The 17919-nt window shown below is 70.0% G+C and carries 20 protein-coding genes, 1 other RNA gene and 1 riboswitch; of the genes, 5 read left to right on the forward strand and 16 right to left on the reverse strand.

Annotated elements, in window-relative coordinates:
• Positions 1 to 59 precede the first annotated feature (59 nt).
• From RMP09_RS10835 to RMP09_RS10905, 15 genes are all read right to left on the reverse strand, one after another.
• Positions 60 to 500, reverse strand: a complete 441-nt coding sequence (locus RMP09_RS10835) for a cobalamin biosynthesis protein (protein WP_310565991.1) — start codon at positions 498 to 500, stop codon at positions 60 to 62.
• Positions 497 to 1258 carry a cobalamin biosynthesis central domain-containing protein gene (locus tag RMP09_RS10840; protein WP_310565992.1) on the reverse strand — a complete coding sequence of 254 codons (762 nt, stop codon included), beginning with the start codon at positions 1256 to 1258 and terminating at the stop codon, positions 497 to 499. The genes RMP09_RS10835 and RMP09_RS10840 overlap by 4 nt, the downstream gene beginning before the upstream one ends.
• Complete coding sequence (cobI, locus tag RMP09_RS10845; protein WP_310565993.1) at positions 1255 to 2058, reverse strand: precorrin-2 C(20)-methyltransferase; 804 nt, start codon at positions 2056 to 2058, stop codon at positions 1255 to 1257. The genes RMP09_RS10840 and cobI overlap by 4 nt, the downstream gene beginning before the upstream one ends.
• Positions 2051 to 3385: a precorrin-6y C5,15-methyltransferase (decarboxylating) subunit CbiE gene (cbiE, locus tag RMP09_RS10850; RefSeq protein WP_310565994.1), complete on the reverse strand. Its 1335-nt coding sequence runs from the start codon at positions 3383 to 3385 to the stop codon at positions 2051 to 2053. The genes cobI and cbiE overlap by 8 nt, the downstream gene beginning before the upstream one ends.
• A gap of 4 nt (positions 3386 to 3389) precedes the next feature.
• On the reverse strand, positions 3390 to 4529 hold the full coding sequence (locus tag RMP09_RS10855; protein WP_310565995.1) for a cobalt-precorrin-5B (C(1))-methyltransferase: 1140 nt from the start codon (positions 4527 to 4529) through the stop codon (positions 3390 to 3392).
• 7 nt (positions 4530 to 4536) lie between these two features.
• A complete protein-coding gene (locus RMP09_RS10860) occupies positions 4537 to 5220 on the reverse strand; it encodes a precorrin-8X methylmutase (protein ID WP_310565996.1) in 684 nt (227 codons plus the stop codon).
• A 61-nt stretch (positions 5221 to 5281) separates the two neighbouring features.
• Positions 5282 to 6166, reverse strand: a complete 885-nt coding sequence (locus RMP09_RS10865) for a sirohydrochlorin chelatase (RefSeq protein ID WP_310565997.1) — start codon at positions 6164 to 6166, stop codon at positions 5282 to 5284.
• Positions 6163 to 6945 carry a precorrin-4 C(11)-methyltransferase gene (gene cobM / locus RMP09_RS10870; RefSeq protein WP_310566010.1) on the reverse strand — a complete coding sequence of 261 codons (783 nt, stop codon included), beginning with the start codon at positions 6943 to 6945 and terminating at the stop codon, positions 6163 to 6165. The genes RMP09_RS10865 and cobM overlap by 4 nt, the downstream gene beginning before the upstream one ends.
• 117 nt (positions 6946 to 7062) lie before the next feature.
• Entirely contained in the window at positions 7063 to 7884 is an 822-nt protein-coding gene (locus tag RMP09_RS10875; protein ID WP_310566011.1) for an ABC transporter ATP-binding protein, read from the reverse strand.
• 5 nt (positions 7885 to 7889) lie between these two features.
• Positions 7890 to 8969, reverse strand: coding sequence for an iron ABC transporter permease (locus RMP09_RS10880; protein ID WP_310565998.1), 1080 nt, complete (start codon positions 8967 to 8969; stop codon positions 7890 to 7892).
• Positions 8966 to 9859, reverse strand: coding sequence for a helical backbone metal receptor (locus RMP09_RS10885; RefSeq protein WP_310565999.1), 894 nt, complete (start codon positions 9857 to 9859; stop codon positions 8966 to 8968). The genes RMP09_RS10880 and RMP09_RS10885 overlap by 4 nt, the downstream gene beginning before the upstream one ends.
• Positions 9856 to 10428 (reverse strand): bifunctional adenosylcobinamide kinase/adenosylcobinamide-phosphate guanylyltransferase, encoded by a 573-nt coding sequence (cobU, locus tag RMP09_RS10890; RefSeq protein ID WP_310566000.1) that lies wholly within the window; start codon positions 10426 to 10428, stop codon positions 9856 to 9858. Before cobU ends, RMP09_RS10885 begins: the two co-directional genes overlap by 4 nt.
• The gene (locus RMP09_RS10895) at positions 10421 to 11233 is read right to left on the reverse strand and encodes an ABC transporter substrate-binding protein (protein WP_409559716.1); all 813 of its coding nucleotides are present in this window, start codon (positions 11231 to 11233) and stop codon (positions 10421 to 10423) included. Before RMP09_RS10895 ends, cobU begins: the two co-directional genes overlap by 8 nt.
• A gap of 5 nt (positions 11234 to 11238) precedes the next feature.
• Positions 11239 to 12582 (reverse strand): cobyrinate a,c-diamide synthase, encoded by a 1344-nt coding sequence (locus tag RMP09_RS10900; protein WP_310566002.1) that lies wholly within the window; start codon positions 12580 to 12582, stop codon positions 11239 to 11241.
• A 5-nt stretch (positions 12583 to 12587) separates the two neighbouring features.
• Entirely contained in the window at positions 12588 to 14489 is a 1902-nt protein-coding gene (locus tag RMP09_RS10905; RefSeq protein ID WP_310566003.1) for a TonB-dependent receptor domain-containing protein, read from the reverse strand.
• Positions 14490 to 14569: 80 nt separating this feature from the next.
• Positions 14570 to 14817, reverse strand: a riboswitch (cobalamin riboswitch).
• A 50-nt stretch (positions 14818 to 14867) separates the two neighbouring features.
• Between RMP09_RS10905 and RMP09_RS10910 the strand changes: the two genes are divergently transcribed.
• The 4 genes from RMP09_RS10910 (at position 14868) to RMP09_RS10925 (ending at position 16679) form a co-directional block, all read left to right on the forward strand.
• On the forward strand, positions 14868 to 15104 hold the full coding sequence (locus RMP09_RS10910; protein ID WP_310566004.1) for a DUF904 domain-containing protein: 237 nt from the start codon (positions 14868 to 14870) through the stop codon (positions 15102 to 15104).
• Positions 15101 to 15472 carry a cell division protein ZapA gene (locus tag RMP09_RS10915; RefSeq protein ID WP_310566005.1) on the forward strand — a complete coding sequence of 124 codons (372 nt, stop codon included), beginning with the start codon at positions 15101 to 15103 and terminating at the stop codon, positions 15470 to 15472. The genes RMP09_RS10910 and RMP09_RS10915 overlap by 4 nt, the downstream gene beginning before the upstream one ends.
• 72 nt (positions 15473 to 15544) lie before the next feature.
• A non-coding RNA gene (gene ssrS, locus RMP09_RS10920) (6S RNA) lies at positions 15545 to 15723 on the forward strand.
• 140 nt (positions 15724 to 15863) lie between these two features.
• Positions 15864 to 16679, forward strand: a complete 816-nt coding sequence (locus tag RMP09_RS10925; protein WP_310566006.1) for a sulfite exporter TauE/SafE family protein — start codon at positions 15864 to 15866, stop codon at positions 16677 to 16679.
• Positions 16680 to 16696: 17 nt separating this feature from the next.
• Here RMP09_RS10925 and rraA read toward each other — a convergent pair whose 3' ends face one another.
• Entirely contained in the window at positions 16697 to 17203 is a 507-nt protein-coding gene (gene rraA / locus RMP09_RS10930; RefSeq protein WP_310566007.1) for a ribonuclease E activity regulator RraA, read from the reverse strand.
• A gap of 280 nt (positions 17204 to 17483) precedes the next feature.
• Here rraA and RMP09_RS10935 point away from each other — a divergent pair.
• Positions 17484 to 17919 (forward strand): SWIB/MDM2 domain-containing protein (locus RMP09_RS10935; protein WP_310566012.1); only part of this gene is annotated, 436 nt, incomplete at its 3' end.

Consider the following 17919-nt stretch of genomic DNA (forward strand, 5'->3'; position numbering starts at 1 on the left):
CGGCACACGAAAAAAAAGAATGGGCGGCGGAATGGGGGTATCCGCCAGGGGCTGGGGCATCAGGGCGGCTGGCGCCGGTGCCGCACATCGCAGCGCGCCACCGACACGGTGGCGTTGCGGCCATCGCCGCCCTTGAGCTTGTGTTTCTCCAGCAGCAGGGCCGTGGCAGCCGCACCGGCAACGGCCTCGGTTCCGGCGCCCGCGCCCAGCAGGGCCGCAGCCTCGCTCACCGAGGGCGTTCCGGTGTGGCGGCGCACGGTTTCCGAGGGGTTGGGCACCGGCACGGCGGCCAGCTGTGCGGGGGTGTAGTAGGTGATGGTCCAGCCCTGCTCCGCCGCCAGCGCCTGCAGCGCGGGTTCGTCGGCCTTGAGGGTGATGCTGCCCACGGCCGCCACGTCGGGCCAGTCGGCCTGCACCTGCGCCAGGGCCTGGGCCACCGCCCGCCGCAGCGTGTCGACGGGGGTGCCGCGGTCGCAGCCGATGCCCAGCGCAATGCTCACTGACCACCCTCCGGGGCCGAAGCTGCCAGCGGCGGGCGGTAGACCACCAGGCGCTCGTGCAGGCGCGCCCAGTGCTCGGCCGTGACCTCGGCGTGGGTGATCCACAGCACGGCCTGGAAGCGGGTCAGGTCCACATCCGCCACCCGCTCGAAGCGGTGGATGCTGGCCGGCAGCGGCGTGGGCCGGGTCCACCAGTGCGGGCTGCCCGCCTCCTGCACCACGGCCACGGCTTCTTCGTTGACCACGGCGGCCGAGACGCGGGTGATGTTGATCTTGGGCGCCTCGACCCGCCAGCCCAGCTCGCGGCCCAGGATGTCGACGGGGATTGTCTTGCCCACGTCCGAGGCGGTGGTCAGCACCGGTGTGGCGCCCATGAGGGCCGCCACGGTCTCGGCCATGGCGTTGGCGCCGCCCACGTGGCCGGACAGCACGGGGATGACGAACTGCGCCGCATCGTCCACCACCAGCACGCCGGGGTCTTCGTCCTTGGTCTTGAGGTGGGGGGCGATCAGCCGCACCACTGCGCCCAGGGACACGAAGAACACGATCTGGTCGAACTGGTCGAACAGGCCGCCGATCTGGTCTTTGAACGGGCCTTCGTAGGCGAGCACCGGGTTGGGCAGGCCGGCGCAGGCGTCGGCGAACTTGGCCGCCACACAGACGCTGGCCGCGGGCAGCGCACGCGCCAGGGTGGCGGCCTGGGCGGCGCCGTGTTTGGTGATGGCGACGAGTACGACGCGGGGTAGGTCGGCGGTCATGCGGTGGGTTCCGGGGTTTTCTTGAGACAGCCCTTGATGCGCTCGCCGCGCACGCGGTGGGGGTTCTTGACGATCAGCAGCGACAGGTAGCTGACCTTGCTGCCGCGCAGCGCCAGCAGCGCGGGGCCCGAGAGGCGGCGTTCGTCCAGCGCCCCCACCCGTTCGACAAAGTGCGCACCGGCCAGCAGGTCGCGCGCCTCCAGCCAGTCCAGCAGCTCGTCGATCAGCGGCTTGATCTTCATCAGCACCAGGGTGTCGAAGTCGGGCAGCAGCCGGTCCACCGCGCGCACGCCGTAGGCCGCCGGCACGATGGCCACCGTGTCGTCCTGTTCGGAAAACGGTTCGCCCAGGTCGGCACAGGCGGCGGTGAACGAGTTGACGCCGGCCACCACCTGCAGCGGCACGGTGTCGTCCAGCCCGCGCACGGTGCGCGCCAGGTGGCCGAAGGTGGCGTAGGTGGAGGCATCGCCCTCGACCAGGAACAGCACGTCGCGCCCGGCCTGCAGCCAGGGCAGCACGGTCTGCGCCGCCTTGAGCCAGGCGCGCGCCAGCTTCTCGCCGTCGTGCGTCATGGGGAACAGCAGCGGCGTGTGGGTCTCGGGCGGCGGCAGTTCGGCGCGCTGCACGATGTCCAGCGCGTAGCTCGGCGTCTTGCCGCTGCGCACCGGGTAGACCCAGACCGTGTCGCGCCGCTGCAGCGCGGCCCAGGCGGCGCGGGTGATCAGACCGGGGTCGCCCGGGCCCAGGGAAATGCCCCAGAGCGTGCCGGTGCGGGGCGTGGGGGCGGTGATTTCAGACATCGCGGGTCTCCAAAGCAGCGCCATGGGCGCGGCTGGCGCAGACCAGCCACACCGGGTTTTCGGCGGCCATGCGGTGCATGTGCAGGATGGGCTTGCTGCGTGCGGCCTGCAGCTGCAGCACGTCCCATTCGATGCCCAGGGCCTCCAGGCCCTGCAAGGTCTGGGTGGCCGTGGCCAGGTTCTCCAGCGTCACGAAGTTCATCACCAGCGCGCCGCCGCTGCGCAGGCGGCGCAGCACCAGGGCGATCAGCTCGGCCAGTTCACCGCCCGAGCCGCCGATGAACACCGCGTCCGGGTCGGGCCAGTGGTCCAGGTGCTCGGGCGCCTTGCCGTGCTGCAGCGTGTAGTTGCTGACACCGAACGCCGCGTGGTTGCGCCCGGCGATGGCGTGGTCGGCCTCGTTCTTCTCGATGGCGAACACGTGGCCCCGCGGGCACAGGCGCGCCGCCTCCAGGCCCACCGATCCGCTGCCCGCGCCGATGTCCCAAACCACACTGTCGGCGCGCAGCTGCAAGCGCGCCAGACTGACCGCGCGCACCTCCTGTTTGGTGATCAGGCCCTTCTCGGGCTGGCGCTGCTCGAAGGCACTGTCCTTCAGGCCAAAGCGCAGCGGCTGCGGCGCCACGCGGCTGCGCCAGAGCAGCACCACGTTGAGATCGGCAAAGCGCATCTGCGCCGCCTGCTCCGCGCTCAGTTGCGGGTGGACGCGTTCGTCGGCCTGCAGCAGGTTTTCGGCCACGGCCAGGTGGAAGTCCTCGCCCAGGCCCTCGGTCAGCAGCAGGCGGGCGATGCGGTCCGGGCTGTTGGCGGGGCTGGTCAGCACCAGCAGGCGCTGTTCGGCGCGCAGCGCCTGGGCCAGGGCGTACAGGCCGTGGCCCGGGTGGCTGCCGCGCGCCCATTCGCCGGCGTCCTGGCTGTGCACGGAGACGATGCGCGCGTCCTGCCAGGCCAGGCCGATGCGGGCGCAGGCCAGCTGCAGCGTGGACAGGTTGGGCAGGATGTCCAGCGCGTCCAGGCACAGGTGCTGGGCCAGGTAGGGCGCGATGCCGTGGCACAGCGGGTCGCCGGTGGCCAGCACCACGCTGCTGCGGTGGGCCTCGCGCGCCGCGCGCACCCAGCCCGGAACGGCCTTGAGCTGGCCGCTCAGGTCGTGCGTCACCGCGTCGGCCTTGAGTTCGTGGCGGAACAGCGCCAGCGTGCGGGCGCCGCCGATCACCACGTCGGCCGTGCGCAGGTGGGCCAGTGCGGTGGCGTTCAGGCTGGCGACGCCGTCGTCGAGCACGCCGATCACGCGGCAGGGGTTGGGGTCTTTGACTCGGGTGTCCATGGCATCAGGTGGGAAGCGGGTCCGGTGCGGAGCACACATCGGCCACTTTCTGGCCGGTGAAGTCGCACACCAGCACGCGCAGGGCGAAGGCGCGGCCGTAGCGATCGGGCGCGGTCAGGGTGTCGATGGCGCGTTGCGCCAGGGCGTGGTGGAAGGCATCGCCCAGCCCGCGCTCGACCATCAGCTCGGCGCCGAAGCGCGCGGTCTCGGCGGCGGCGATGGCCGCGATGTCCTCGGCGCTGGCGCCGATCTGCTGCGCGATCTCGGCCACCAGGTCGGTGTCCACCACGTTGCGGTTGGCGTGGGTGATGGTCTCGCCCTGGGCGATCTTGGTCAGCTTGCCCACCATCACGCCCAGCACCACCTGCGGCAGACCCTGGGCCACCACCTCGTCCAGCGCGTAGCGCAAAAAGTCGCCCATCTGCACGAAGCAGGCGGCGGGCAGCCCGGGGCGCTCGGCGCGCAGTTCGCCCATGGCGAACGACTCGGTGCGACCGCCGGTCGTCAGCGCCACCACCCCGTGTCCCAGCGTGGCCGCAACCTGGATGCCCTGGACCACGCTGGCCCGCCAGGCCGCGGTGGAATAGGGTTTGACGATGCCGGTGGTGCCCAGGATGCTGATGCCGCCCAGGATGCCCAGCCGCGCGTTGGTGGTCTTCTTGGCCATCACCTGGCCGTGGGGCACGCTGACCGTCACCTCCAGCCCGTGCCGGGCCAGCAGCTGCGGCGCGGCTTCGCGCAGGTTGTCGGCGATGTTCTGGCGCGGCACCGGGTTGATGGCCGGGCCGCCGACGGCCAGGCCCAGGCCCGGCAGGGTCACCGTGCCCACGCCATCGCCGGCGCAGAAGTGGACCTCGCCCGCCTGGTCCGGCAACAGGCGCAGATCCACCGTCAGGTGGGCGCCATCGGTGCAGTCCGGGTCGTCGCCGGCGAACTTCACCACCATGGCGTGCGCGCTGTGGGCGTCGCAGCGCCCGTCGTGCACCGCAAAACAGACCCGGTCGCCGTTGGGCAGCAGGCTCTCGATCTGCCCGGGCACCTGGCCCGTCACCAGCCCCAGCACGGCGGCGCGCGCGGCCGCGGCCGAACACGCGCCGGTGGTGAAACCGGTGCGCGTGCCGCGTGGCTTGTCCTGGTCGCTCATGGCGTCTTCAGGTCCCGGCCTGGGCCTTTTGCCGCGCCTCGGCCAGCGACAGCAGGGCGTGCAGGGCGGCCACCACCAGGGTGCTGCCCCCTTTGCGGCCGCTGATCACGATCCAGGGCACCTCGTTCAGCGCGGCCATCAGCGCCTTGGATTCGGCCGCCGACACAAAGCCCACCGGCATGCCCACCACCAGCGCCGGGCGCACGCCCACCTCGGTGATCAGCCGCACCAGCTCGATCAGCGCCGTGGGCGCGTTGCCGATGCCGACGATGGCGCCGTCCAGCAGCCCCAGGCGGTGTGCCTTGCGCATGGCCTGCACCGCGCGGGTGGTGTTCTCGGCCTGCGCCTGGGCGATCACGTCGACGTCGCTGATGAACTGGTGCGTGGCCATGCCGAAGTGGGCCAGGCGCGGCCGCGACAGGCCCGAGCAGATCATCTCGACGTCGGCCACCACGGGGGTGCCGCCGCGCAGCATCGCGGCCAGGCCCGCCTGCACCGCGTCCGGGTGGAAGCGGGTCAGGCCGTTGAACTCGAAGTCGGCGTTGGCGTGGATCATGCGGCGCACGATGGGCCACTGTTCGGCCGTGTAGGCGTGCGGCCCGGCCTCGGCGTCGATGATGGCGAAGCTGTCGTGCTCGATGGCCTGGCCGGCCAGGGTGAGCTGCTCGGTGACGGTGTTGACCGTGCTCATGGGACTGCCCTCCGTGCTGCGCACTGCGGGGCTGAGCGCCTTCGGAGCGGCCGTGCGGCGCTCATGCCAATGCCTCCGCCAGCGCATGGACCGGGATGTGGCCGTGGGTGTGCTCGTGCGAATGGCCGTGGCCCAGGTCGTGCGCGATCTCGCGGTAGCTGCAGCCGTCGCACGGCAGCTTGCTGTCGGGCACACCGGCCAGCAGGTCGTGCACACGCTGCTCCACCAGCTCGAAGATTTCCTTCTCGAAGCCGAAGTGCGTGCCGCAGGCAAAACGGATCTGCGGGTACTGCGTGCGCAGGTGTTCCACCTGGCGGTGGATGCGCTGCATCAGCGTGCCGGTGTAGAGGTAATACGGCAGCACCACCACCTGGCGCATGCCGACCAGCACCTGGCGCTGCACCACGCGCTCCAGCCGCGGGAAGGTGATGCCGGTGAAGGCCAGGTCCACCAGCTCGTGATCGCCCTCCTCCTGCAGCCAGCGCGCCATCTTGGCCATGTCGCCGTTGGCGCCGCGGTCGGACGAGCCGCGGCCCAGCAAGACCACGCCGGTGGTGGTCGGGTCGGGCATGTCCAGTCCGGCCATCGCCTTGCGCAGGCGGCGCTTGAGGATGGCGAGGATGGGGTCGCAGGCGCTGAGGTGCGGCCCGTACAGATAGGCCACGCCGGGCGCGTGTTCGCGAGCGTGCTCGATGGCTTCGGGAATCTCCATCTTCGCGTGGCCGGCCGCGTTCAGGATCAGCGGCAGCACCAGCACGCGGCGGGCGCCCTGGGCCGCGGCCTGCAGACCGTCGTGCAGCGAGGGGGATGCAAATTCGATGAAGCAGACCTCGATGCGCCAGGCCGGCTGGCGCGCGCGCCACTGGGCGACGAAGTCGCGGATTTCCTGGTTGCCGCTGTCCTCGCGCGAGCCGTGGCCCACCAGCAGGATGGTCGTGTCTTTCATGTCGTGGCTTTCCTGAAACGGTGGGTGAAAGCGGGGTCGTAGAGCTTGGACTTGGCCAGCCCGGTCCATTGGCGCGCGCCCAGCGTGGGGCTGGCGATCACCATCGCCTGGCTGACGATGCCGGCCTCCCGGCATTGCTGCTTGATGGTCGCCAGCGTGCCGCGCACGATGCGTTCTTCGCCCGGCCAGCTGGCTTTGTGCACCACCAGCACCGGTGCGTCCTCGGCCCAGCCGGCGGCCCGCAGGCCGGCTTCGACCTTGTGCAGCAGGGTGATGGACAGGAAGATGCACAGCGTGGTGCGGTGCGCCGCCAGTGCGGCCAGGTCCTCGCCGTCGGGCATGGGGGTGCGCCCCTCGACGCGGGTGAAGATGGTGGTCTGCGTCACCTCGGGCAAGGTGAAGCTCTCCACCGCCGCCGCCGCCGAGGCCATGGCCGACGAGACCCCCGGCACCACCGCCACCGGCACCCCGGCGGCGTCCAGGGGCTGCACCAGTTCGATCAGGGCGCCGTAGAGCGCCGGGTCCCCGGTCTGCAGGCGCACCACGGTGTCGCAGCGCGCGGCCTGCCCGATCAGCCAGGCCGACATCTGTTCGAGCGTCATGTCCTTGCTGTCGGCGATCACACAGCCCGGCGGCGCCCAGCGGGTGACCGCCTCGTTGACCAGCGAACCAGCGAACAGGATGGCCCCCGCCCGCGCCACCAGGTCGCGGCCCTTGACGGTGATCAGGTCCGGATCGCCAGGACCCGCCCCCACAAACCAGACCGTTCCGGCCCCCATGGCGCGCTCGCGATCAGGCCGCATGGTGCAGGCCGGGCAGCCCGGTCGAAGGGTTCATGACGATGCGGGTCCCTGCGACCCGTCCGGATTCCATGTTGTGCACGATGGGCAGCCCCGTCAGATGGAGGGTGGCGCCGTGGCCACCCCGGGTTGAAAAAGCGCCGAGCGTCGCGCGACGTTCGGCAAGGCGATCCACTGCCCGTTGAGCGCGTGCACCTCGATGCGGTGGTCGAACACGGCTTCCAGCGCGCGGTGCGTGGCGGCGTCGGCGCACGGCCCCTGGTGGGTCACGCGGCCTTGCGCCATCACCACCAGTTCGTCGGCGTGCAGTGCCATGCCGACCTCGTGCAGCACGCTGACCACCGTGCGGCCTTCGCGCACCAGGGCCTGCACCAGGTCGAGCCAGTCGGCCTGGTGCGGCGGGTCGAGGTTGGCCAGCGGTTCGTCCATCAGCAGCACCTGCGCCTCCACCGCCAGGGCGCGGGCCAGCAGCACGCGCTGGCGCTCGCCGCCCGAGAGCTGGCCCAGCGTGCGGGCGCGCCAGTCCCAGGCCTGGGTGGCGCGCAAGGCGCGTTCCACCGCCGTGTGGTCGGCCGCGCTGGGCGGGCTCAGCCAGGCCTGGTGCGGCAGGCGGCCGAGCATGGCCACGTCCCACACGGTCAGGTCGTCGGCGCTGGCCTCGTTCTGCCCCAGCCACGACAGCCGCTGGGCACGCTCGCGGCTGGGCCAGGCGGCCAGCGGCCGGCCCAGCAAGGCGATCTCGCCGCTGTGCGGCAGCAGGCCCGCCAGCGCCTTGAGCAGGGTGGACTTGCCGGCGCCGTTGGGGCCGACGATGCTGGTCCAGCGCGCGCGCGGCAGCGCCAGCGTGATGCGGTGCAGGATGGGCGCGTCGCCCAGGCGGGCGCTCAGCTCGCGGGTCTCGATGGCAGCGGGGTGCAGGGTGGTCACAGCCCGGCCCCCCGCGACACGCGCGTGTTGCGCTGCATCAGCCACAGCAGGTAGCCCCCGCCCAGCACCGCCGTGAGCACACCCACCGGCAGTTCCTGCGGCGCGATCAGCCAGCGCGCCAGCGTGTCGGCCGCCATCAGCAGCGCGCCGCCCATGCAGCTGGCCAGCAGCATCAGGCGGGCGCTGGTGGTCTTGACCAGCGAGCGCACCAGGTGCGGCGCGGCCAGGCCCACGAACGCGATCAGCCCGGTCTGCGCCACGGCGGTGCCGGTGGCCAGCGCCAGCACCGCCACCAGGGCGGCGCGCATGGGCCCCAGCGGCAGGCCCAGGCTGCGCGCGGTGGCGTCGCCCAGGCTCAGGCCGTCGAGCACCCGCGCCAGCAGCCAGGCCGCCAGCGTGCACAACACCCACACGCCCGCCATCAGCACGCAGGCGGTCCAGCCGACGAAGCTGGTGGAGCCCAGCATGAAGGCCTGCATGGCCTGCAGCGATTCGGGCGAGAACAGCAGCACCAGGTGCGTCAGGGCGCCCAGCACCACGCCCACCACCACGCCGGCCAGCAGCAGGCGCAGCGTGTGCTGCACGCCGCGCGAGAGCACCAGGGTGATCAGCACGGCGGCCACCGCCCCGCCAAAGGCCGCGCCGGTCAGGCCCAGGCGCACCCAGGCGCTGCTGGAGAACACACTCACCGCCACGCCGCTGTCCACCGTGCTGGCGCCCAGCATGCCGGCGCCACCGCCCATGGCCGCCAGCGCCAGCGCCACCCCGAGCGACGCGCCCGAGGCGCTGCCGAGCAGGAACGGGTCGGCCAGCGGGTTGCGGAACAGGCCCTGGGCCACCGCGCCGGCCAGGCCCAGCAGCGCGCCCGCGCCCCAGGCGCCCAGGGTGCGCGGCAGCCGGATGTCCCACACGATCTGTTGCGCCATGGCGGTGGCGGCCGGGTCCGCGGCCGGGTCCAGCAGCGGGCCGACGAGGTTTTCGAAGCCGGCGCTGCCCACGCAGACGCCCAGCGCGGCCAAGACCAGCGCGGCGAGCAGCAAGCCCGCCACCAGCCAGGACGCGCGGCGAGCGTTCAAGACTGCCCCCCAGCCTTCTTCGCGCCGGGCGCCCTGGTCGCCAGGCAACGCGCCATCAGGCGTGCGCCCTCGGCCATGCGCGGGCCGGGCCGGATCAGCGCGTCGGATTCTTCGGCCGGGAACACGCACAGGTGCTGGCCGCGCATGGCGCGCATGCCCATCCAGCCCGGGCGCTGGTTCATGCCGTCCACGCTGCGCTCGCCGACCATGATCAGGTCCGGGTCGGCGCGCACGATGTATTCGGGGTTGAGCTTGGGGAACGGCCCGAGCGACGCGGGCACGATGTTCTTCACGCCCAGCCGCGTCAGCGTCTCGCCGATGAACGAGCCCTCGCCCGCCGCGTACGGGCCGGGGTTGACCTCGAAATACACCCGCGTGCCGCGCACACCGGCGGGCAGCGACTGCGCCGCCGCCATCACCGCGGCATCGATGGCGCGCCACACTTTCAGGGCATCCGGCACGTCCAGCAACTGGCCGATCTTGAGCATCACCCGCTGCACGTCGGCATGGGTCTTGGGCTCCAGCGCCACCACCTTGATGCCCAGCGCGCGCAGGCGTTCGCCCGCGCGCGACGAGGTCGCCATCAGCACCACGTCGGGCCGCAGCGCCACGATCTGCTCGATGTTCGGGTCCAGTCCGCCGCCCACCTGCGGCAGCGCTTTGACCGCGGCCGGCCAGTTGGTGTAGCGGTCCACGCCCACCAGGCGCTGGCACTGGCCCAACTCGCACACCGTCTCGGCCAGCGAGGGCAGCAGGCTGACGATGCGCTGCGGCGAACGCTCGAAGTGCACGGCCACGCCGTGGTCGTCGGTGACCTGCAGCGCGGCCTGCGCCGGCCATGCGAGCAGCGCGAACAGGCCCATCAGCAGCCATCGGAAGTGCGTTGTCATGGTGTGTCCTTCAAGGTCAGCGGCAGGCCGGCCGCCATCAGCGTCACGCGCTCGCAGGCCTGGGCCACCTGCTGGTTCAGCCGGCCCAGCGCATCCACAAAGGCGCGCACCTCGCGTCCCATGGGGATCACACCCAGGCCGATCTCGTTGCCCACCAGCACCACCGGGCCCGGCGCGGCGGCGATGGCGGCGCACAGGCTGGCGCCCGCGGCGACCACGGCACCGTCATCCCGTGCCTGCGCCGGGTCGGCCGGCATCATCAGGTTGGTCAGCCACAGCGTCAGGCAGTCGACCACGATCAGCGTGTGCGCGTCGCTGTGCCGGCGCAAGGCCTCGGCCAGCGCCAGCGGTTCTTCCACCGTGGCCATGCCCGGCACGCGCTGTGCACGGTCGGCCTGGTGGCGCGCGATGCGCTCGCGCATCTCGTCGTCCCCCGCCTGGCCGGTCGCGATCATCACAGCGCGGTGCTGGGTGGACGCGTCGATCCACTGGCGCGCCAGCATCTCCGCACGGCGCGACTTGCCGCTGCGCTGGCCGCCGAGGATGAAGGTGGTAACGGCCTCAGCCATGGGCCACCATCCATTGCTTGACGATGCGGTGCATCTGATCCACCCCGTCGGTCAGCGCCGCCGGGCCGGGCTGCAGGATGTCGGCCGACTTGATCTCGAACAGCTGGCCGTTGCGCACCGCCGGCACGTCCTGCCAGCCCGCGCGGGCGGCCACCTTTTCGGGGCGGAACTTCTTGCCGCACCAGGAGCCGATCACGATGTCCGGCGCGCGCGCCACGATCTCCGCGCCATCCGCGATGATCCGGTGCTTGCCCAGCGACTGCACCGCCAGCTCGGGGAACACGTCGTCGCCACCGGCGATGCCCAGCAGTTCCGACACCCAGCGGATGCCACTGATGTGCGGCTCGTCCCACTCTTCAAAAAACACACGTGGCCGGCGCTGGCCCGAGGCGACGAGCGCGGCCACATCGGCGCGGATCGCGGCCAGCCGCAGGCGCATCACGTCGATGCGCGCCAGACCGTCCTCGGCACAGCCCACCATGGCCGCGACCTGGAACAGCATGGAGAAAATCTCGTCCACGCTGCGCTGGTTGAACACCGTCACCTGCACGCCGGCGCGGATCAGCGCCGCGGCGATGTCGGCCTGCAGGTCCGAAAAGCCGAACACACAGTCCGGCTGCAGTTCCAGGATCTTGTCGATCTTCGCGTTGAGAAACGCACTGACCTTGGGCTTTTCATCGCGCGCCCGGCGCGGGCGCACCGTGTAGCCGCTGATGCCGACGATGCGCGCCTCCTGCCCCAGCAGGTACAGCCACTCGGTGGTCTCCTCGGTGAGGCAGACGATGCGTTGTGGTCCGGGCAGCAACACGCTCACACTGCCTCCGACAGGAAGAGTTGTGCGGTCGCCTCGGGGTTGGACGCGAACCAGGCGTGGAAGTAGCTGGCGCGCACCGGCCCCTGGCCGTAGATGGCTTCGGGCTTGCCGTGCGCACGCGCCGGCACCGTGTGAGCCACCGGCGCCAGCAGCGAGGTCGTGAGCGAAAAGTGGAAGGTGTGGCCGCGCAGTTCGCCCTGCGCTGTGTCCCAGCGCTGCGGGCCAAGCCCGGCCAGGCGCGGCTGCATCGCCACCTCGCCGTGCAGCAGCCCCCACATGGGCACCCGCGTGCCGTCGGCCAGCGCCAGCCCATCGAACAGCGGCATCATGCCGCCGCACTCGGCCCAGACCGGCCGGCCCGCTGCGATGTGCGCCGCCAGCGAGGCGCGGCAGCGCGCGCCGTTCACCAGTGCGGGCGCATGCAGTTCCGGGTAGCCACCGGGCAGCCAGACCGCATCGCAGTCCGGCACCGGCTCGTCGGCCACCGGCGAGAAAAACACCAGTTCGGCCCCCAGCGCGCGCAGCGTGTCGAGGTTGGCCGGGTAGGTGAAGCAGAAGGCCGCGTCGCGCGCCACCGCCACGGTGCGCCCCTGCAACAGCGGGGCCACCGGGCGTTCGGGCTGTGCACCGAACGGCACCGCCCAGCGCTGCCAGCCGTCGGCGTCCAGCTGGCCCATCGGTGTGGTCGCCATGGCATCGGCCAGGGCATCGAGCCGCGCCAGTGCATCGGGCAGTTCGGACGCCACCGTCAGCCCCAGGTGCCGCTCGGGCATGGCAAAGCCCGTGTCGCGCCGCAAGCCGCCGAGCCATCCGGCGTCGATGCCGCCCGGCGCCGCCCCCAGGTCGTCACCGCGCACGGAGGCCTGCAGCATCTTCTCGTGCCCCTCGCTGGCCACGCGGTTGGCCAGCACCCCCGCCCAGGGCAGGCCCAGACGGTAGTGGCGCAGGCCGTGCACCAGCGCGCCAAAGGTGCCGGCCATGGCCCCGGCGTCGATCACCGCCAGCACCGGAATGCCCAGCTTCACCGCCAGGTCAGCAGCGCTTGGCTCGCCATCGAACAGCCCCATCACCCCCTCGATCAGGATCAGGTCGCTGTTTGTAGCGGCCTCGTGCAACCGAGCGCGGATGTCGTCTTCGCCGTTGAGCCAGAGGTCGAGGTTGTGCACCGGCTGGCCGCTGGCCATTTGGTGCCAGTGCGGGTCCAGAAAATCCGGCCCACACTTGAACACCCGCACCCGCCGACCCTGCCGCGCGTGCAGGCGCGCCAGCGCCGCCGTGACCGTGGTCTTGCCCTGGCCGGAGGCCGGGGCCGCGATCAGCAAGGCAGGACAACGGGCCACGGCGCTCAATGGGTGTACCGGAGGGTCACGTAGAACTCACGGCCCGGCGTGGCGTACGGCGCGCCGTTGCTGGTGGCCAGGGTGTACTGCGTGTCGAACAGGTTATCGACCTTGAAGCGCAGCGACCAGTGGGGATTGAGGGTGATGGTATCGGCCACATCCACGCGCCCGAAACCAGCGATGCGCCGGGACCCGGAGCTTTCGTACCGCGCCGAGGCCGCCGTCAAACCGACACGCAGCGTGTGTTCACCGAAGCGGCGCGCCGCCGACAGCGAGGCCGTGTTGTCCGGCCGGCGGTCCAGCGGGGCTCCGGTGTCCTCGTTGCGTGCCAACACGCGGCTGGCCGACGCCCGGAAGGCCCATTGCGCCCAGTTGAAGCTCGCACTGAGTTCCCCCCCCTTCATGGAGGCCCGCCCCACGTTGGTGGGCGTCCAGACGGCCGTCCAGGTGGTGCCAGATCCGGTCTCCGTGGACGCCCAGTCGATCAGATTGCTCACCTGCGTCGCGAACAGGTTGAAGCGGTATTTCACCGGACCGTCGATCTGCAGCCCGATTTCACTGGTGCGCGAGCGCTCCGGCAACAAGTTCGGATTGCCTTCGGTGATCGTCACGCAGGGGTAGCCGTAGGCCACGCAGGTGCCGTACCCGTCACGGAAATCGTCGTACTCCTGCCAGGGCCAGTAGTAGTCGTTCGCCGTCGGGCCTTTGAACGCCGTGCCGTGCGACACATAGACGCGCGCGCTGTTCGACAACTGGCGCCCCACGGAAAGGTTGTAGGTGTTGGTGCCCCCAAAAACGCTGTGCTGGTCACGCCGCAGGCCCAGCTGCAGGTCGTTACCCGCCCATTCGGAGAGGAACTGCCCGTAAACACCCGTCGTGCCCATGCCCTTGTCGAACACGGTGGCTCCGGTCTGCGCATTCAAGTTGGAGACGCCTTCGAGCATGCGGTCCACGCCCAGCGTCAGCGCCGCCCCACCGAGGTTCAGTTCGTTCACCCAGGACAACTGCCTTCGATCGGTTTCGATGTCCGACGGCGGATAGCCCGCAGGTGTCACCAGTCGGTTGCTGGCGCGATAGAGCGAGATCTTCTGCGTCCACACCGACGACATGCGCCCCTGGAAGCTGAGATCCACCACCTGGTTGCGGGAGTCCGAGGGGCCTGCCGACACATCCGACTGTTCATGAGCCTCCGTATGGGTCAACCCCAGGCTGTACGACCAGTTGTCCTGCAACCGGCCATTGACACCCAGCCCCAGGTTCGCACTGCGTGCGGGATACCGGCGGGGGTCAGCCACCTTCATCTGGAGACCATCCGTACCCATGGTGTCAGCAGACAGGAACCACTTGGTTTCCTGCCCGCCAGCCAGCCGAGCCGAGGTCTCGCGATACCTGTTGGACCCGACGGTCTGCGATGCCTCGAATCCCTCCCGCTGCCCGCGGGTGAAGATCTGGATCACGCCACCGATCGCATCGGATCCGTACAACGAAGCCAGCGGACCGCGGACCACCTCGACCCGCTCGATCTGCTCGGGCTGCAAGGCATTCCAGTCGTATTCGCCCAAGGTCGCGGACGACGCCCGGACACCATTGACCAGGACCAGCACATGATCGCTGCTGGCACCTCGCAGATACACACCGACCGACTTGCCCGGACCACCTGAGCGGGACACCGCCACACCGGGCAGGCTCTCGATCAGCTCCATCATGGAGGTTGGCGCCTGGACCTCGATGTCCTGCCGCGTGAGCACGTCGACCGACTGCATCAGCTCGTCGGCCGTGCGGGCGGTGCGCGTGGCCGTCACCACGGTCTCAGGCAAGGTGGTCTCGGACTGGGCCAGAGTCGGGAATGCGGCAGCGCATGCCAGGGGCAGCACGGCCAGGCGTGCTTGAAAAACGCGGGATTTCATGATGAGAAGACAACACAGACAGGTGCCCTCGCTGTCTTCCCCGACAGCGCCTGAGCGTCACGGTGGCGCGCCGTTTGAGGACGCACCACCACCATGTTGGCCGGTATCCGGGCTGGCAGAACGACCTTCATCACCTTCCCAGACGGCACATGCCGTCCAGTGGTTGTGAGATGAAAGCGGAGCGACCTGGAGAATCCAGGCATCTCGTCTGCTTACCGTTGCGGGGGCAGCGCAGGTTAGGTTGGCCCGGTGTGGACCTTCCCTCCTGCTTCCCGTTGAACTGCGGCATGTGAACCACACCGCGAGCACCAACGGGAAGCATTCTAAGTCCGGGTCGCTTGCGGCAACCCTACAATGCGAAATCCACCCTGTCACACCATGGCCGACACCCAACACCTTGACCAGATCGCCGAACGCGTGGAGCGCCTGTTGCTGCGCCACGAGGAACTGCAGCGCACCAATGCGCTGCTGCTGGAACAGGTGCAGGCCCTGCAGACCGAGCGCGACTCGCTCAAGTCGCGCCTGAACGCGGCGCGTGCGCGCATCGACGCCCTGCTCGACCGCCTGCCCGTTGCCACCACCGCCGAGCCCCACAGCAAGGACAGCAGCGCATGAACAAGCCGGCGAACAAACAGATCGAAGTGCAGATCATGGGCCAGAGCTATTTGCTGGCCTGTCCGGTCGGAGGCGAACAGTCCCTGCTGGATGCGGTCGAACGTGTGGACACCGCGATGTGCCGCATCCGCGATGCGGGCAAGGTCAAGGCGCGCGACCGCATCGCCGTGCTGGCCTCGCTCAACCTGGCGTTTGAACTGTCGCAAAAGGAAAGCCAGTCCCTGCAGGCCAGTGCGCAGGCCAGCATCGACACCACGCCGACCGCCTCGCTCGCGGGCGACACGCTGGACCCGGCCGCTCAAGGCCGCGTGAACGACCTGATCCGGCGCCTGGACCAGAGCTTGGGCAGCGACGGCCAGCTGCTCTGATCTGGGCCGCACAAACACCGCAATTCACAAGACCGGCGGAGCCCATACCGCCCGCGCAGCGCCTACAATGGCAACCGTCTGCAGTGCTCGCCGGGCTTTATATTTCCTTGAACCAATGCTCATTGAGCCCGGGCTTGGTACACACATGGCTGGTGTGAGCGTCTCGCGTCAGATGAACCCGAAGCCATGTTGCCCTCGCCCACCTGAACCCCCGGTTCAGGATGCCGGTCCGGTGGCACTGCAGACACCTTATTCCCCCCACCCCCCCCTGCGCCGCTTCGCGGCTTCCCCCCTCTCCTGCGGGAGGTGGGACACAGCCTGTGGCCCGGCAAAGCCGGTTCCACGGCTGCCCTGGACTGGGGCACGCGCGCCGGGCCTGTCACCGAGTCCCATGAACCTTGATCCCATCCTCATCATCGAGTTGGCCGCGCTCGGTCTGTGCACGGGTTTTCTGGCGGGGCTGCTGGGCATCGGGGGCGGGATGATCATGGTGCCGTTCATCACGCACATCCTGGGCACGCGCGGCGTGTCGCCCGACCTGGCGGTGAAGATGGCCATCGCCACGTCCATGGCCACCATCGTGTTCACGTCCGTGTCCAGCGTGCGTGCGCACCACCAGCGCGGCGCCGTGCGCTGGGACATTGCCCGCCGGCTCGCGCCCGGCATCGTCATCGGCGCGGCCCTGGCCAGCCTGGGTGTGTTCGCCCTGCTCAAAGGGGCCTGGCTGGCCATGCTGTTCGCGGCCTTCGTGAGCTTCTCGGCCACCCAGATGCTCAAGGACAAGAAGCCCCAGCCCTCACGCACGCTGCCGGGCGTGGCGGGTCAGCTGGGTGCGGGCACGGTGATCGGCTTTCTTTCGGGCCTGGTCGGTGCCGGTGGCGGTTTTGTCAGCGTGCCCTTCATGACCTGGTGCAACGTCGCCATCCACAACGCCGTGGCCACCAGCGCCGCGCTGGGCTTTCCGATCGCACTGGCCAACGCAGCGGGCTACATCGTCGCCGGTCAAGGCGTGGCCGGTCTGCCGGCGCATTCCCTGGGCTACATCTACTGGCCGGCGCTGGCCGTGATCGCCTGCGCCAGCGTGCTCATGGCCCCGCTGGGTGTGAAGGCGGCCCACGCGCTGCCCGTCAAGTCGCTCAAGAAGGTGTTTGCCTTCACCCTGTTCGCGCTGGCCGCCTACATGCTCTTCAAGGGCCTGAGCGCCTGAACCGCCTGCCGCGCGGCTCAGCCGTGCAGCGCTGTGGCTGAGACGACGATGCCGTCCTCGTCGGCGTAGAGCCAGTCGCCCGGCCGCACCCACACACCCTGGATCTGCACCACCACGCCGGTCTGCCCGTCGGCCTTGCGTTCGGTCGGCAGCGGCATGGAAGCCAGCGCGCGAAGGCCCACTTCGCACACGAGCAGTTCGGCCACATCGCGCACGCAGCCGTCGATCACCACACCCGCCCAACCATTGCGCGCCGCCGCGGCGCCGATGTTGCCCCCCACCAGCGCGCGGCGCAGCGAACCGCCGCCGTCCACCACCAGCACCCGGCCCTCGCCCGGGCCTTCGAGCGCGCGCTTGACCGGCGTGTTGTCCTCGAAGCATTTGACGGTGACCACCGGGCCGGCAAATCGCGGCTTCGCACCGAACTCGCGGAACACCGGAGGCAGCACGCGGAAGGCGCCCGAGTCGTCGCCCTTGTGGGCATCGCACAGATCGCAGGTCGCAAAGGAAGGGGTATCGCTCATGGTCAAAACGCTCCGAAGATCACAGTCCAACGCACAGCGTACCGGACCCCGGTGCGCGTGGTGCACGAGCATGGCGCGCCGCTCTGACAGAGCGCTTGCAGCGCGCCCGTGCGCAAGTGTTGTTTTCGCGGCCAAAAAGCGCGGCGCTCCCTATGAAAACATGCAAAAAACACCCGTGCGCACCTTGGAATGCGCAGGCAAGTCCATTAGCATGCTTGGGACCAGTGAGAAAGCGCGTTTTCAGCTGGTTCATATTCCACTTCTAGAAGGAAATCCAACCATGGCAACTGCAAAAAAAGCTCCCGCAAAGAAAGCTGCTCCGGCCAAGAAGGCCGCTGCTCCTGCTAAGAAGGCAGCCGCTCCGGCCAAGAAGGCCGCTGCGCCCGTGAAGAAGGCAGCCGCTCCGGCCAAGAAGGCCGCTGCTCCTGCGAAGAAGGCAGCCGCTCCGGCCAAGAAGGCCGCTGCTCCCGCCAAGAAGCGCACCCCCAACGCCGCCTTCATGAAGGCCATGACGCCCAGCGCCGCGCTGGCCGCCATCGTGGGCAGCACCGCGATTCCCCGCACCGAAGTGACCAAGAAGGTCTGGGAATACATCAAGAAGAACAAGCTGCAAGACGCAGCCAACAAGCGCATGATCAACGCCGACGCCAAGCTGAAGGAAATCTTCAAGAAGGCCCAGGCTTCGATGTTCGAAATGACCAAGATGATCAACGAAC

The organism is Hydrogenophaga sp. (assembly GCF_031426985.1).
In the GTDB taxonomy this organism is placed as follows: domain Bacteria; phylum Pseudomonadota; class Gammaproteobacteria; order Burkholderiales; family Burkholderiaceae_C; genus Hydrogenophaga.